Origin of the sequence: Nonomuraea fastidiosa (assembly GCF_042751225.1) — a bacterium.
GTDB classification, from domain to species: Bacteria; Actinomycetota; Actinomycetes; order Streptosporangiales; family Streptosporangiaceae; genus Nonomuraea; species Nonomuraea fastidiosa.
Window position 1 is genome coordinate 237,983 of sequence record NZ_CP170570.1, and the last position, 14,436, is coordinate 252,418.

The following is a 14,436-nucleotide window of genomic DNA, read 5'->3' on the forward strand; positions in this document are numbered from 1 at the left end:
CTGCACCATGGGAGGCCGCCGAATTACACGGGTGCTGACGAGCTGGCATAATGGCGCCTTACAGAGGACACCTACATTAAGGACGGTTGATGGCGGACCTACGCGGCGGCGACCTGTCCCGGCTGCGGCAGCTCAACACCCTGACCGCCATCAGGGCGCTGCGCGGCGCCGGGCCGCTCACCCTGTCGGCGCTGGCCGAGCGCACCGGCCTGTCCCGGCCGTCGATGAAGGAGGTCACCGACGAGCTGATGGCGCTCGGCTGGGTCGAGGAGGTGCCACCGAGCCCCGGCACGATGGGCCGTCCTGCCCGCCGCTACCGGTTCCGCGCCGACAGCGGCTACCTCGTGGGCGTGGACATCGGGGGTCACAACATCCGCGCCGCCGTGTCCGACCTCGACGGGCGGATACTCGCCGAGACCCGGCGCCCGGTCGCGCCCGACGCGCCGCTCGATGAAAGGCTGTCCGCGATCGAGCAGGCCGTCTCCGGGTGCCTGACGCTCAGCCATACGGCGATCTCCGACGTGTGGACGATCTCGGCGGGCACGATCGGCGTCATCGACGTCGAGGGCCACGTCGTCTACTCCGCCGCCGTGCCCGCATGGCGCGATCTCGACCTGGCGGGCAAGCTGCGCGAGATGTTCCCCTGCCAGGTGCTCATCGAGAACGACAGCCGCCTGGCCGCCATGGCCGAGACCAGGCGCGGCGTGGCCAAGGGGGCGAAGGACGTGGTGTTCCTGCACGTCGGCAGGCGCATGGGCGCCGGGCTCATCATCGGCGGCAAGGTGCACCGCGGCTTCGGCGCGGCGGCCGGCGAGATCTCCATGCTGGAGGAGGCGCGCTGGTTCGACGCTCCCGAGCACCTGCAGCGGTGCGCGTCCGTGCCGCCCGGCACGCCGCCGGAGGACGCGGCCGGCCACACGCTGGCCGCCGCCCGTGACGGCGACCCGGTCGCGATCGAGGCCGTCGAGCGTTACGTCGACGACCTCGCCGTGGGCACCGCCGCCATGGTCCTCATCCTCGACCCGCAGATGGTGGTGCTCGGCGGCGGCTTCTCCCGCTCGGCCGACGTGCTGCTCGACCGGCTGCGCGACCGCCTGGAGCGGCGCTGCATGCGGCTGCCCGAGGTGCGCGCGTCGGCGCTCGGCGACGAGTGCGTGGTGGCGGGCGCGATCGACTACGCCGTCGAGCACCTGGACGAGCAGCTCTTCACGCCCGACGCGGGCCCGCTCCCGGTCACCCGCTGACTCCGGTCACGCGCTGAACGGCACGGGGGCCCGTTCAGCCGCATCGGGCAGCCTCAGGACGGGGCCGGCCGGACCGGAGCAGCGGGGCCGGGTCAGTTCGGCTTCGGCCTGGCCGGATCAGCCGCCGGAGATATCGGACTCGGCGTCGCCTTCGGGGATCGGGCAGTCCCACGGGTCGTCGAGCCATCCGTCCGGCAGGTGCACCTTCGGCCGCTCCCCCGACTTGCCGCGCGGCGTGTCGGTGTTGGGCGGCCACGGCTGGTCGCGCTCCAGCTTCGCCAGGCTCTCGCGCAGCGCGTCGAGCGACTGGGCGGTGGCGAGCTCGCGCCGCAGCTCGCTGCCGACCGTGAAGCCCTTCAAGTACCAGCCGATGTGCTTGCGGAAGTCGGCGATCGCGTAGCGCTCGGTCTCGAAGCTCTCCACCAGCCCCTGGGCGTGGCGGGCCATCACGTCGGCGACCTCGCCCAGCGTCGGGCGGGCCCGCTCGGCGCTGCCGTTGAACGCGTTCTCCAGGTCCTTGAACAGCCACGGCCGCCCGAGGCAGCCGCGCCCGACCACGACGCCGTCGCAGCCGGTGCGCGCCACCATCGCGAGCGCGTCGTCGGCGCACCAGATGTCGCCGTTGCCCAGCACGGGGATCTCCGGCACGGCCTCCTTCAGCCGGGCGATGGCCTCCCAGTCGGCGACGCCGCCGTAGTGCTGCTTGGCCGTGCGGGCGTGCAGCGCGATCGCCGCGACCCCCTCGTCGGCGGCGATCCGTCCGGCGTCGAGGTAGGTCAGGTGGTCGTCGTCGATGCCCTTGCGCATCTTCATCGTCACGGGCAGCGGCCCGGCGTTGGAGACGGCCTCGCGCAGGATGCGCCGCAGCAGGTTCCGCTTGTACGGCAGCGCCGCCCCGCCCCCGCGCCGGGTCACCTTGGGCACCGGGCAGCCGAAGTTGAGATCGATGTGGTCGGCGAGGTCCTCGTCCACGATCATCCGGACCGCCTTGCCGACGACGACGGGATCGACGCCGTAGAGCTGGATGCTCCTCGGCCGCTCCGACTCGGCGAACCTGATCATCCGCATCGTCTTCGGATGGCGCTCGACCAGGGCCCGCGTGGTGATCATCTCGCAGACGAAAAGCCCCGCGCCCTGCTCCCGGCAGAGCACCCGGAACGGCGCGTTCGTGATGCCCGCCATCGGCGCCAGCACCACCGGGGGCCACACCCCGATCGGCCCAATCTTCACCCCGTCAGTTGTAGCGCAGGTCAGGCCGTAACCGGTATTCCGCCCGATAGTCTGTGATCAGCATCGTCGGTTGAGGGGGATGGATGCTTCTTCGCGTACGCCTCACGCTGCCCGACAGGCCGGGCTCGCTGGCGCAGGTGACCAAGGCCCTGGGCGCCGCCGGGGCCGACATCACGCAGGTGACCGTGCTCGACAGGGGCGACGGCCGGGCGGTCGACGACATCACGATCTTCAGCCCCGAGAGCACGTCCAGGCAAGATCTGGCCAAATCCCTGGAGAGCATCGACGGCGTGAGCGTCGACGGCATCTGGCCCACACGCGAGGCGCCGGGCACCTACCCCGAGCTGGAGATACTCAAATACATCACCACCGCGGGCGACCGCGCGCTGACCACGCTGATCGACTCGCTGCCGGTGCTGTTCAGCGCCGACTGGGCGGCCACCGCCGCCGAGGGCCGCATCGTGTACGCGAGCTGGCGCGCGCCCGAAGACTTCACCCTCCCCGCCGACGTGCAGGCCCGGCCGACGGCGCTGACCATCGAGGGCGGCCCCCACCTGATCCACGCGCCGCTGCCGCCGCTGGCGCTCTCCCTGCTGCTCGGCCGCAGCGAGGGCCCGGCCTTCCACCGCATCGAGGTCCACCGGCTCACGCGGATCCTGGAGATCTTCCTGAGCCTCCCGGCGACCGAGCGAAGCGTGGCCCGCCAGCTCCGCAAGTAAGCATCCGGTCCGAAAACGCGCTATTGTTAACCACGCAACAGCGCGGAAGTGGCTCAGGGGTAGAGCATCACCTTGCCAAGGTGAGGGTCGCGGGTTCGAATCCCGTCTTCCGCTCGGAGAGGGGTTTGACCTCGGTGGCGTGGCCGAGAGGCGAGGCAGCGGCCTGCAAAGCCGTCCACACGGGTTCAAATCCCGTCGCCACCTCGATGGACGATTAGCTCAGCGGGAGAGCGCTTCCCTGACACGGAAGAGGTCACTGGTTCAATCCCAGTATCGTCCACCACGTGACGAAGCCCCCGGCCGTCTGGCCGGGGGCTTTCGCGTGTGTGCGCCTCACTGTCCGCAAGGCACCTTCCCGAGCGCACCTCACCACCACGTCGAACGGGTCCGCGCGCGAGGCGCCCCTGACGGAAAGCCGTGCGCGGGGCTTCCGCGGGCGCGCTCGCCACCGCCTGACGGGGCGCTGTGCGCAAGGCGCCCGACGGGGCCGTGCACGAGACCTCCGCGGGAGCGCGCTCACGACCCCCAAGGCCGCACACCCCGACCACCCGCAAGGTCTCCGCGGGCGCGCATCACGGCGTGGCGAGGCGTCCGGCGGTCGAAGGTCACCTACCGACGCGGGCCCGCGTGCGAGGTCACTGGCCGACGCGGGCCCGCGGGCGAGGTCACTGGCCGGCGAGGCCGGTGTGCGCGACGCCGCGGATGATCTGCCGCTGGAACAGCACGAACACGACCAGGAGCGGCAGCCCGGCCAGCACCACCGAGGCCATGATCTGCGCGTACCGCAGGCCGAAGGTGCCCTGCACGACGTTCGCCAGGCCCACCGGCAGCGTCATCGTGTTCGGGTCGGTGGAGACCAGGAACGGCCAGAGGAAGTTGTTCCAGGTGTTGATGAACGTGAAGATCGACACCGCCGCCAGCACCGGCCGCGACAGCGGCAGCACGATCGTGAAGAACACCCGCCACCGCCCGGCACCGTCCACGAACGCCGCCTGCTCGAGCTCCTCCGGCACGTCCTGGAAGAACTTCACCAGGATGTAGACGATCAGCGGCGCGGCCACCTGCGGCAGGATGATCGCCCACCAGGTGTCCACCAGGCCGAAGGCGACCATCTCGGCGAACAGCGGCGCGATGAGCACCTGCGGCGGCACCATGATGCCGGCCAGGATGATCCCGAGCAGCACCCGCTGCCCCTTGAACTGCGTGCGCGCGAACCCGTAGGCCGCCATCGCCGAGAACAGCACGGTCATGAACGTCACCACCACCGCGGTGACCGTCGAGTTGACCGCCCACTTGACGATGCCGCCGGTGCCGAGCACCAGCTCGTACGACTCGAACGTGATCCTGCTGCCGAACCACTCCAGCGGCAGCTTCGTGGTCTCCGACTCCGGTTTGAGCGACGTGGCCACCGCCCAGGCGATCGGGGCGAGCCACAGGACCGCCAGCACCAGCGCGGCGACCAGCAGGACGAACTGGCTGAAGCTGAACCGCCTGGTCACGACGCGGCCTCCTCGCGCTTGCGGAACAGCCGGAGCTGCACCAGGGAGACGATGACGATGATCACGAACAGGATGTACGACACGGCCGAGGCGTAGCCCGTGCGGTAGCCGGTGAAGCCGATGTCGTAGGCGTACTCGATGATGGAGCGGGTGGCGTCCTCGGGGCCGCCGCCGGTCATCAGGTAGATCTGGTCGAAGACCTTCAGCGAGGCCACCAGCTGCAGCACCACGATGAGCGCCGTGGTGCGGCGCAGCAGCGGCAGGGTGATCGAGCGCAGCTTGTCCCAGGCGTCGGCGCCGTCGATCGAGGCGGCCTCGTACAGGTGCTGCGGGATCGACTGCAGCGCGGCGAGATAGAGCAGGAAGTTGAAGCCGACCGTCCACCACACGGTGGTCAGCACCACCGACCACATGGCCATCGACGGATCGCCCAGCCAGACGATGTCGATGCCGAGCGTGCCGTTGATGAGGCCGTACTCGGGCGGGTAGATCATCTGCAGCCACAGGATCGACACCACGGCCGACGGCAGCAGGAACGGCCCGAAGAACGACAGCCGCCACAGCCACTGCATGAAGCGCAGGTGGTGCACCAGCAGCGCGAGCGCCAGGCCGAGCAGCACCAGCGGGATCGTGCTGAGCACGGTGAAGACCAGCGTGTTCCACAGCGAGCGCCACATGCGCGGGTCGGCGAACGCCTCGGCGTAGTTGGCGAAGCCGATGAAGTGGTCGTTGGTGCCGGCGACGTTGACGCTGGACATGCTCATCTTGAAGCCGAGCAGCGTCGGCCAGATGAGGAAGATCGTGTAGATGAGCAGGAACGGGGCCACGAACAGCAGGCCGTGCTCCGTCCAGCCGCGCCGGACCTTCGATTTCACGGCGGCGACGGCGCTCGCGGGAGGCGCGACGGTGGCGGTCATGAGCGCTCCTCGGCGGGGAAGGGGTTCGGGGCCGTCATCAGCCGGTCGAGCGCCGCCTTGGCGGCGGCCAGGCCGTCCTCGGGGCTGCGTTCGCCGCTGAGGACGGGCGAGAACGCGCCGCCGAACTCGATCCACAGGCGCGAGGCCGACCCGGTGAACCACACCTGCGGGTCCAGCGCGACCTCCGTGATGACCGAGCGGTACTCCGACTGCGGGTGCAGCGCCAGGTAGTCGGGCTCTTCGAGCGCGGGCAGGTAGGCGGGCACGTGCCCGGCGACCGCCCAGTCGGCGCTGTTCTTGACCAGGTAGGCGATGAAGCGGTAGGTGGCCCGCTCGATCTCGGGGTCCCGGCTGCGCTGGTGGGGCAGGACGAACGCGTGGCAGTCGGCCTGCGCCGCGCCGGTGCCGAAGACGTTGGGGAAGCGGGTCATGCTGAACGGCGTGCCGCGCTCCTTCAGGCCGGTGGTCTCCCAGTCGCCGTTCCACAGGAACGCCGCCTCGCCGTTGGTGAACTTGGCGACGGAGGCGCCGTAGTCGGTGCGCGGGTCGCACAGCCCTTCCGTGCCGAGCCGCTGCATCAGCCGCAGCGCGTCCAGGGCCTTGGCGTCGTCGATGGCGATCGCGGTGTTGTCGGGCGTCAGCAGCGCGCCGCCGCTTTGCGAGTAGAGCGTCCACCACACTCGCCAGGGGCCCACCGTGCCCAGGCCGAGCGCGTCCATGGTGAGCGGCGGCTTGCCGCCCATCGCCTCCTTGGCCTTGGTCAGCGCGGCGATCAGCTCGTCCACGCCCGTGGTGGGCCGCAGCTTGCCGTCCTCGCCGAGCAGCCCGGCCTTCTCGCAGATGTCGGTGTTGTAGTAGAGCACCATCGGGTGGGCGTCGAGCGGGATGGCGTACAGCACGCCGTCGAGGTGCGCCCGCTGCCAGATGGGCGGGCTGAAGTCGGCGGCCTTGAGGCCGACCTCCGCCAGCAGGTCCAGGTTGATCGGGTCCAGGATGCGCCCGGCGCCGATGCCGGCCAGCCGGGAAAGGTGGAACGTGGCCAGGTCGGGCGAGCGCCCGCCGGCCCCGGCCATGGCGATCTTCGTGTAGTAGGGCTCGCCCCACTGGAGCACGTTCTCCTCGACGAAGATGTCCGGGTGCTCCTTGCCGAACGCCCGGACCATCCCGTTCATCGTGATGCCGTCGCTGGCGCCGAGGAAGTGCCAGTACCGGATGCGGGTCTGGGAGGAGCCGAACCCCACGGGGAGCGCGCATCCCGACGCTGCGGCGGCGACGAGGGCGAGGCCGCCGCCTAGAAGGTGCCGGCGGTTGATGTCAGGGGGACCGTGCACTGGATGGGCCTCTTCCTTGCACCGGGTTGTTTCGCTGACAGTGCTGACAGTTCTGGCGACGAAAGAAGGATTCAGGGCAGCCGAGCGGCGCCTCCGCGCGGAGGCGGACATGGCGGGCCGTCCGGGTCGCGGAAGGCCGCCGCGCGTGCCCCGCGTTTCAGCGGGGTTACCCGAGTGTTAGCGGTAACAAGAAACCTGTCAAGACCCAGCGGGCAACCGCTTTCCCGCTCTTGACCTGGGACGTTGATAACGCTAACAATCGGGAAACGCGTAACGTCACGGAAATATCAGGGAGTCGCCTCCGTGCACCAGGCCACCATCACTCTCGACCCGGCTTTCAAGGTCGCCCCCGTACGCCGCCGCACGTTCGGCGCGTTCGTGGAGCACCTCGGGCGGTGCGTCTACACCGGCATATACGAGCCGGACCATCCGCTGGCCGACGACGACGGCTTCCGGCGTGACGTGCTCGAGCTGACCAGGGAGCTGGGCGTGTCCACCGTCCGCTACCCGGGCGGCAACTTCGTCTCCGGCTACCGCTGGGAGGACGGCATCGGCCCTAAGGAACAGCGGCCCCGCCGGCTCGACCTGGCCTGGCACAGCACGGAGACCAACGAGGTCGGCGTGGACGAGTTCGTCCGCTGGTGCCGCAAGGCCGGCGTGGAGCCCATGATGGCGCTCAACCTCGGCACGCGCGGCATCGCCGAGGCGCTCGACCTGCTCGAATACTGCAACCACCCGTCCGGCACGGCCCTGTCGGACCTGCGCGTCGCCAACGGCGCCAAGGAGCCGCACGGCATCAGGATGTGGTGCCTGGGCAACGAGATGGACGGCCCCTGGCAGACCGGGCACAAGACCGCCCGCGAGTACGGCCGGCTGGCCGCCGAGACCGCCCGCGCGATGCGCATGGTGGACCCGTCGCTGGAGCTGGTGGCGTGCGGCTCGTCCAGCTCCAGCATGCCCACGTTCGGCGCCTGGGAGGCGGAGGTGCTGGAGGAGGCGTACGAGCTGGTCGACTTCATCTCCTGCCACGCCTACTACGAAGAGCGCGACGGCGACCTCGGCAGCTTCCTGGCCAGCGACACCGACATGCAGTACTTCATCTCGTCGGTCGTGGCCACCGCCGACCACGTCGGGGCGCGGCTGAAGTCGCGCAAGCGGATCAACATCTCCTTCGACGAGTGGAACGTCTGGTACCAGTCGCGCTTCAAGGACGCCGGCACCCCCGAGGACTGGCCGGTCGCCCCGCGGCTGCTGGAGGACCACTACCACCTGGCCGACGCGGTGACGTTCGGCGGGCTGCTGATCACGCTGCTGCGCAACAGCGACCGGGTGACGGCCGCGTCGCTGGCCCAGCTCGTCAACGTGATCGCGCCCATCATGACCGAGCCGGGCGGGCGGGCCTGGCGGCAGACGACGTTCCACCCGTTCGCGCAGACCTCCCGGTACGCCACGGGCGACGTGCTCCGGGTGGAGCCGGTCTCCCCCGTCTACGAGACGAAGGCGTACGGCGAGGTGCCGCTGGTGCACGCGGTGGCCACGCACGGCGAGGACGGCACGACGCTGTTCGCCGTCAACCGGTCGATGGACGGGCCGCTGTCGCTGGAGATCGACGCGCGGGCGCTGGGCGCGGTGCGGGTGGCCGAGGCGACCACGATGACCGACCCCGACGTCTACGCCCGCAACACCGCCGACGAGCCCGACCGGGTGGCGCCCAGGCCGAACCCGGACGTCGAGCAGGAACCGCTGCGCGTGCTGCTGCCGCCGGTCTCCTGGAACGTCATCCGCCTGACGACCTCCTGAGCCATCCGCCTGACGACCTCGTGGAGCCATCCGCCTGATGCCCGCCTGAGCCGCTTGGCTCTGGGCGGGCGCCGGCTCGGCCGGGCGTTCCCCAGCCCCGGACAGGCGGGTGCCGGGCTCAGGCGCGGGCGGTGCTGTCGCGGACGACGAGCTCCGGCTCGACCAGGCGGCGGCTCTCGGGCTCCGCGCCCGCCATGCGGTCGAGCAGCATGTGGAAGGCGTGCCGGCCGACCTCGCGGAAGTCCTGGCGGACGGTGGTCAGCGGCGGCCAGAAGTACGCGGCCTCGGGGATGTCGTCGAAGCCCGCCACGCTGACGTCCTCGGGCACCCGCTTGCCCGCCTCGCGCAGCGCGCGCAGCACGCCGAGCGCCATCTGGTCGTTGGCCACGAACACGGCCGTGAGGTCGGGCTCCTCGGCCAGGCGGCGGCCGAGCTGGTAGCCGGAGCGCGCGCTCCAGTCGCCGCGCAGCACGCCGGGCACCGGGCGTCCCGCGGACTCCAGCACGCCGCGCCAGCCGTCGATGCGGCCGTTGGCGTCGAGCCAGTCGGCCGGGCCCGCGACGTGCCACACGGTGTGGTGCCCGAGGTCGAGCAGGTGGCGGGTGACGCGGGCGGCTCCGGCGACCTGGTCGACCTTCGCCACCGGGACGGGGATGTCGTCGGCGGCGTCGACCGCGACGACGGGCATCTCGGGAGGCAGGTGTCGCAGCCCGTTGACGGCCGACTCGTGCGGCGCGACGATGATCACGCCGTCGACCCCCTGGGTGCGCAGCCGCTGCAGGCCCTCCTCCATGGAGGTGCGGTTGAGCGAGCTGAGGCTGGCGATGCTGACGTTGTAGCCGGCGTTCCTGGCGGCCTGCTCGATGCAGTAGAGCGTCGTGGCCGGGCCGTAGAGCGTGGTGTCGATGCTGACCACGCCGAGCACACCTGAGCGCCCGGTGACGAGCTGGCGGGCCGCCTGGTTGGGGCGGTAGTCCAGCTCGCGCACGGCGGCCAGGACCCGGGCCCTGGTCTCGGCGCGGACGCGATCGGGTGTGTTGAGCACCCGCGAGACGGTCATGGTGGAGACACCGGCCAGCACGGCGACGTCCATGAGCACCGCAGGCCGGCCGGGCTTGCTTTTCACCGCGGCTCACCCCCTTAGCGGTAACGCTAACAGGCCGGGCGGGCGAGCGCGCGATCTCAGCGGTCGCGTCAAGGGTGTCGTCAGGGCGCTTGATCGGTGGCCGGCCGGACGTTCTCAGCTAACTGCCAGGAACGGACAGTAATCTTCTTCCGCATGAACGTGCCGAGGAAGATGGACAACGCGCTGGTCACGGCCCTGACACGAGGCGCGCCCCGGCGTCCGGGCCCTGCCCCCGCCGGGAGGTGCGGCCGGTGAGGATCCGCTACCTCATGCTCGACGCGTACGGGGTGGGCGGCACGGTCAAGACCGTGGTCAACCAGGCGAACGCGATGGCCGCCGCCGGGCACGACGTCGAGCTGGTCAGCCTGGTACGCCGCCGCGACCGCCTGCACTTCGCCGTCGATCCCCGCATCACCGTCACCACTCTGGTCGATCAGCGCGCCGGCCTGCGGCCCGACTCGCTGGCCCGCAGGGCGTGGCGGCGGGTGCGCGGCAAGGTCGTGCCGCGCGGCGAGTTCGCGGCCGGGTACTTCACCGAGCGGGTGGAGTGGGCCGCGATGGAGTACTGCTCGGGGCTGCGGGACGGCGTCCTGGTCACCAGCCGGCCCGCGCTCAGCCTGGTCGCCGCCCGCCGCGCCCGCAAGCCGGTGATCAAGGTGGCGCAGGAGCACATGAACCTGTCGGCGTACCCCGAGACGATCCGCAAGGAGATCGCCCGCCACTACGGCGCGCTCGACGCGGTCACGGTGCTGACGCGGGCCAACATGCAGGACTACCAGCGCCTGCTGCCGGGCACCCCGATCGTGCGCATCCCCAACGCCGTCGCGAGGGCCGACCGCAAGCGGTCCCGGCACACCGAGCCGGTCGTGATCGCGTCCGGGCGGCTGGTGCCGCAGAAGGGGTTCGATCTGCTGATCAAGGCGTTCGCGCGGGTGGTGGCCGAGCATCCGCAGTGGCGGCTGCGCATCTTCGGCGCCGGACCACGCCAAGGAGAGCTGGCGGGCCTCATCGAGCAGTACGGGCTCGGCGAGCACGTGTCGCTGCCCGGCCACACCGCGCGCATGCACCAGGAGCTGGCCGGGGCGTCCCTGTACGCGCTCAGCTCCCGGTACGAGGGCCTGCCCATGACGATGATCGAGGCGATGACGCATGCGCTGCCGGTCGTCGCGTTCGACTGCCCGACCGGGCCCGGCGACGTGCTGACCGACGGGGTGGACGGCCTGCTGGTGCCGCCGGAGGACGTGGACGCGTTCGCCGCCGCGCTGAACCGGCTGATCGGCGACCGCGAGCTGCGGGTGCGCATGGGCAAGGAGGCGCAGGAGACCTCGCGGGCGTACGCGGCCGAGCACGTGATGCCGCTGTGGGAGGACCTGTTCTCGGAGCTGGCGGCGGGCGAACGGATCTCGGACACGTTCTGGCCGAGCCGCTGAGCGGAGTGGCCTGAACGGCCCGGCGGCTCCCCTCGCAGCCCGGCCCGACCCGCTGACCTGGCTCCCCTCGCAGCCCGGCCCGACCCGCTCACCGGCTCCCCTCACAGCCCGGCCCGACCCGCTCACCGGCCTCCCGGTGGCCTCTTATGGCCCGCTGAGCGGCTACCCCACGGCTTTCCCCGAAAAGATTTACCTTCCCTTTTCCCCGGAAATATCGGGGTTTCCGGATGAGTCTGCACAAAATCTGCCTCATTTCGGCAAAAGCAGGCCCAAGAGGGCGGCACTCTGTCCGCATGCGTGACCGGAAAGTTTTTCTGACCGCCATGGCAGGCGCACTTGCCCTGGTCACGGGGCTCACGGCGCCCGCCGAGGCCACCACCGCGACCTCCAATGCGGCCGTCACCGAGGCCTCCTCCAACCTGGCTCCCGCCCTCAACCCGGACGCCCCCGCCGTTTACGGCAGGGCCGCGTACCTGATGGACGCGAGCTCCGGCGACGTGCTGCTCGACAAGGCCGGCGACAAGCGCATGCCGATCGCCAGCCTCACCAAGACCATGACCGCCTACGTCGTGCTGAAGACCGCCAAGCCCACCGACGTGGTGCGGATCACGGCCGCGGACGTCGAGTACGCGGAGGACGGCGGCGGCACCACCGCCGGCCTGCGGCCCGGCGACCGCCTCACGGTCGGCGAGCTGCTGTACGGCCTGATGCTGCCCTCGGGGGCCGACGCCGCACACGCGCTGGCCCGCACGTACGGACCCGGCGTCAAGGGCTTCGTCGCCAAGATGAACGCCACCGCCCGCGAGCTGGGCTTGAAGGACACCGAGTACGTCAACGCCGACGGCCTGCCCACCCCCAGGGGCGACGGCTACTCCACGGCCAGGGACCAGGCCGTGCTGGCCGCCGCCGCGCTGAAGGTGCCGCTCATCCGCAAGGTCGCCGGGACCCGCCGGCACTACGTCGACGCCAATGACGAGCACCGCTCGTACCTGTGGCGCAACACCAACCGCCTGATCGGCGACACCGACGCGATCGGCCTGAAGACGGGCTTCACCCGGGCGGCGGGCTACTGCCTGGCGTTCGCGACCGAGCGCGACGGCCGCCTGCTGGTGGGCGTGCTGCTCGACGAGTCGAGCTCCAGCCGCCGCTTCAGCACCGCCGAGAACCTGCTCGACTGGGGCGCCGCCCAGCGACGCGCCTGACCCCGGCACTCACGTACCCGCCGAGGAACACCGCACCCCCCGACCGCCCAAGGACCGACGTGCGGGACCGACGGACTCGCGGGAGCCTGCAACAGCCCATCCCGAAGGACCGCAGCCCGCATAGACCTGAAGGGGTCAGCGGACGCCTCGGGGGCGGAACTGGATGCTGATGCGGGGCCCGGCAGGCCGGTTGGTCTTGGGGATGGCGTGCTCCCACGTCCGCTGGCAGCTTCCGCCCATCACGATGAGGTCGCCGTGGCCGAGGTCGTGGCGGATGGAGGGCCCGCCCCCGCGCGGGCGGAGCATGAGCGAGCGCGGGTCGCCGACCGAGAGGATCGCGACCATGGTGTCCTCGGTGCTGCCCCGGCCGATCGTGTCGCCGTGCCAGGCCACGCTGTCGCGGCCGTCGCGGTAGAAGCAGAGCCCGGCGGTGCGGAACGGCTCGCCCAGCTCCTCGCCGTAGTAGGCGTCGAGCGCGCGACGGGCGTCGTCGAGCACCGGGTCGGGCAGCGTCTCGCCCTCGCCGTAGAACGCGAGCAGGCGCGGCACGTCGACGACGCGGTCGTACATGCGCCGCCGCTCGGCCTGCCAGGGCACCTGCTCGGCCAGCCGCTCGAACAGCGTGTCGGCGCCGCTCAGCCAGCCCGGCCGCAGGTCGATCCAGGCGCCGTGGCCGAGGTGAGTGCGGCGGACGGCGCCCGCCAGCGGCCCGAGCCCGAGCTCCTCGCCGAAGGAGAGCAAAGATGCTTGGAACGCGGCTGTCATGAAGCCGAGTCTACGTCACTCTTCAAACATCCTTTCGAGTAGGGCGGCGGAGCGGCCGCGCCGGTCACAGGGGGCGGCGGCCGGCGAAGCCGAGCTCCGTACGGTGGTACCAGCCGAGCTGCCGCTCCCCTTCGATCCAGCACAGCCGTACGGACACGCCGTCGAGCACGGCCGGGAAGTCGATGAGCACGGGCGCGATGCCCTTGACCTCGATGCCCTGCCGGCTCCACTCGGTGATGATCTCGTCGATGCGCGCCTGGAGCCCTTTGAGCTCGGGCAGGCCGCCCAGCTCGGACCGGCCGCCGGAGCGGCGGGCGAAGTCGATCTCGGCCATGTCGGCGCGGGCGGCGATCACTTCGGCGGCGTCCTTCATGACGCCGGGGAGCAGCAGGCGGGCCTCGTCCACGGTGAAGAGCCGGTCCATGGCCGACAACGTTACCGAGTGGGCTCGTAGGCGTGGATCAGCAGGCGTTCCGCATGGTCGAGGTAGTCGTCGAGATAGGCGGCGGCCTCGTCGGGCTTGCCCGACTCGATGAGCCCGAGCAGCGCGTGGTTGCGCTCGATGAACGGCTCGTGGAAGGCGCGCGGGTTCTCCATGACGTGGAAGACGAGCCGCAGCTCGGCGAAGAGCTGGCGCATCGCCTCGTCGATCCTGGGGCTCTCGTTGAGCGAGACCAGCGCCTGGTGGAAGCGGATGTTGGCGGTGCCGACGCCCTGCCAGTCGTCCTCCGCGGCGGCGCGCTCGGCGTCCTGCAAAGCCTCCTTGATCAGGGCCAGCGCGTGGTCGGACGGCGGGCGGCGCACGGCGGCGCCTTCGAGCACGCGGCGCACGCGATAGAGGTCGGAGACGTCCTCGGCGGACGGCAGGCGGACGAACACGCCCCTGTTGAGCCGGTGCTCCAGCAGCCGCTCGTGGCCGAGCAGCCGGAACGCCTCGCGCAGCGTGTTGCGCGAGACGCCGAGCGCCTCGGAGATCGACTCCTCCGACAGCCGCTGGCCGGGCTGGAAGAAGCCCTCGCTGATGCGGTCACGCAGGATGTCGGCCACCCGCTCGGCCGTGCTGCTGCGTCCCAGGCGGGGCCGGTCCTGAGAGAGATCAGCGACCACGTTATCCACATTCAACAGATAATCATGGAGCAAACCTCTTGTCGAATTGTTGAACGATCCTTACGT

Annotated in this window: 13 protein-coding genes and 3 tRNA genes; 8 read left to right on the plus strand and 8 right to left on the minus strand. The window is 70.9% G+C overall.

Annotation, left to right across the window (positions count from 1 at the left end; translation table 11 throughout):
* Positions 1-89 precede the first annotated feature (89 nt).
* Complete coding sequence (locus ACFMQL_RS01080; protein WP_364066299.1) at positions 90-1,244, plus strand: ROK family protein; 1,155 nt, start codon at positions 90-92, stop codon at positions 1,242-1,244.
* A gap of 117 nt (positions 1,245-1,361) precedes the next feature.
* On the opposite strand, the gene dusB is transcribed toward ACFMQL_RS01080, so the two are convergent.
* Positions 1,362-2,474 (minus strand): tRNA dihydrouridine synthase DusB, encoded by a 1,113-nt coding sequence (gene dusB, locus ACFMQL_RS01085; protein ID WP_364066302.1) that lies wholly within the window; start codon positions 2,472-2,474, stop codon positions 1,362-1,364.
* A gap of 83 nt (positions 2,475-2,557) precedes the next feature.
* Between dusB and ACFMQL_RS01090 the strand changes: the two genes are divergently transcribed.
* The 4 genes from ACFMQL_RS01090 to ACFMQL_RS01105 all read left to right on the plus strand — a co-directional run bounded on the left by ACFMQL_RS01090 (position 2,558) and on the right by ACFMQL_RS01105 (position 3,476).
* Positions 2,558-3,193 (plus strand): ACT domain-containing protein, encoded by a 636-nt coding sequence (locus ACFMQL_RS01090; RefSeq protein ID WP_378784195.1) that lies wholly within the window; start codon positions 2,558-2,560, stop codon positions 3,191-3,193.
* Between the two features lie 42 nt (positions 3,194-3,235).
* Positions 3,236-3,307: transfer RNA gene (locus ACFMQL_RS01095), tRNA-Gly, on the plus strand.
* A 19-nt stretch (positions 3,308-3,326) separates the two neighbouring features.
* Positions 3,327-3,397: transfer RNA gene (locus tag ACFMQL_RS01100), tRNA-Cys, on the plus strand.
* A gap of 4 nt (positions 3,398-3,401) precedes the next feature.
* Positions 3,402-3,476 (plus strand) — tRNA-Val (locus ACFMQL_RS01105).
* Between the two features lie 382 nt (positions 3,477-3,858).
* Here the strand turns inward: ACFMQL_RS01105 and ACFMQL_RS01110 are convergent.
* Genes ACFMQL_RS01110 through ACFMQL_RS01120 form a run of 3 tightly spaced genes read right to left on the minus strand, consistent with a single transcriptional unit; the run spans position 3,859 to position 6,940 of the window.
* A complete protein-coding gene (locus ACFMQL_RS01110; RefSeq protein ID WP_364066307.1) occupies positions 3,859-4,692 on the minus strand; it encodes a carbohydrate ABC transporter permease in 834 nt (277 codons plus the stop codon).
* A complete protein-coding gene (locus ACFMQL_RS01115) occupies positions 4,689-5,609 on the minus strand; it encodes a carbohydrate ABC transporter permease (RefSeq protein WP_378784196.1) in 921 nt (306 codons plus the stop codon). The genes ACFMQL_RS01110 and ACFMQL_RS01115 overlap by 4 nt, the downstream gene beginning before the upstream one ends.
* A complete protein-coding gene (locus tag ACFMQL_RS01120) occupies positions 5,606-6,940 on the minus strand; it encodes an extracellular solute-binding protein (RefSeq protein ID WP_364066311.1) in 1,335 nt (444 codons plus the stop codon). Before ACFMQL_RS01120 ends, ACFMQL_RS01115 begins: the two co-directional genes overlap by 4 nt.
* A 303-nt stretch (positions 6,941-7,243) precedes the next feature.
* Here ACFMQL_RS01120 and ACFMQL_RS01125 point away from each other — a divergent pair, with 303 nt between their 5' ends.
* On the plus strand, positions 7,244-8,740 hold the full coding sequence (locus ACFMQL_RS01125) for an alpha-N-arabinofuranosidase (protein WP_364066314.1): 1,497 nt from the start codon (positions 7,244-7,246) through the stop codon (positions 8,738-8,740).
* A gap of 118 nt (positions 8,741-8,858) precedes the next feature.
* Here ACFMQL_RS01125 and ACFMQL_RS01130 read toward each other — a convergent pair whose 3' ends face one another.
* Entirely contained in the window at positions 8,859-9,833 is a 975-nt protein-coding gene (locus ACFMQL_RS01130) for a LacI family DNA-binding transcriptional regulator (RefSeq protein ID WP_364066703.1), read from the minus strand.
* 284 nt (positions 9,834-10,117) lie between these two features.
* On the opposite strand from ACFMQL_RS01130, the gene ACFMQL_RS01135 reads away from it, so the two are divergent.
* Together ACFMQL_RS01135 and ACFMQL_RS01140 are read left to right on the plus strand one after the other, a co-directional pair.
* Positions 10,118-11,296 carry a glycosyltransferase family 4 protein gene (locus ACFMQL_RS01135; protein WP_378784198.1) on the plus strand — a complete coding sequence of 393 codons (1,179 nt, stop codon included), beginning with the start codon at positions 10,118-10,120 and terminating at the stop codon, positions 11,294-11,296.
* A 323-nt stretch (positions 11,297-11,619) separates the two neighbouring features.
* On the plus strand, positions 11,620-12,498 hold the full coding sequence (locus tag ACFMQL_RS01140) for a D-alanyl-D-alanine carboxypeptidase family protein (RefSeq protein WP_378784199.1): 879 nt from the start codon (positions 11,620-11,622) through the stop codon (positions 12,496-12,498).
* A gap of 135 nt (positions 12,499-12,633) precedes the next feature.
* Here ACFMQL_RS01140 and ACFMQL_RS01145 read toward each other — a convergent pair whose 3' ends face one another.
* From ACFMQL_RS01145 to ACFMQL_RS01155, 3 genes are all read right to left on the minus strand, one after another.
* Positions 12,634-13,263: an alpha-ketoglutarate-dependent dioxygenase AlkB gene (locus ACFMQL_RS01145; protein ID WP_364066320.1), complete on the minus strand. Its 630-nt coding sequence runs from the start codon at positions 13,261-13,263 to the stop codon at positions 12,634-12,636.
* A 64-nt stretch (positions 13,264-13,327) separates the two neighbouring features.
* A complete protein-coding gene (locus ACFMQL_RS01150; protein ID WP_364066323.1) occupies positions 13,328-13,687 on the minus strand; it encodes a DUF2203 domain-containing protein in 360 nt (119 codons plus the stop codon).
* An 11-nt stretch (positions 13,688-13,698) separates the two neighbouring features.
* On the minus strand, positions 13,699-14,370 hold the full coding sequence (locus ACFMQL_RS01155) for a GntR family transcriptional regulator (RefSeq protein WP_364066325.1): 672 nt from the start codon (positions 14,368-14,370) through the stop codon (positions 13,699-13,701).
* Positions 14,371-14,436: the final 66 nt, after the last annotated feature.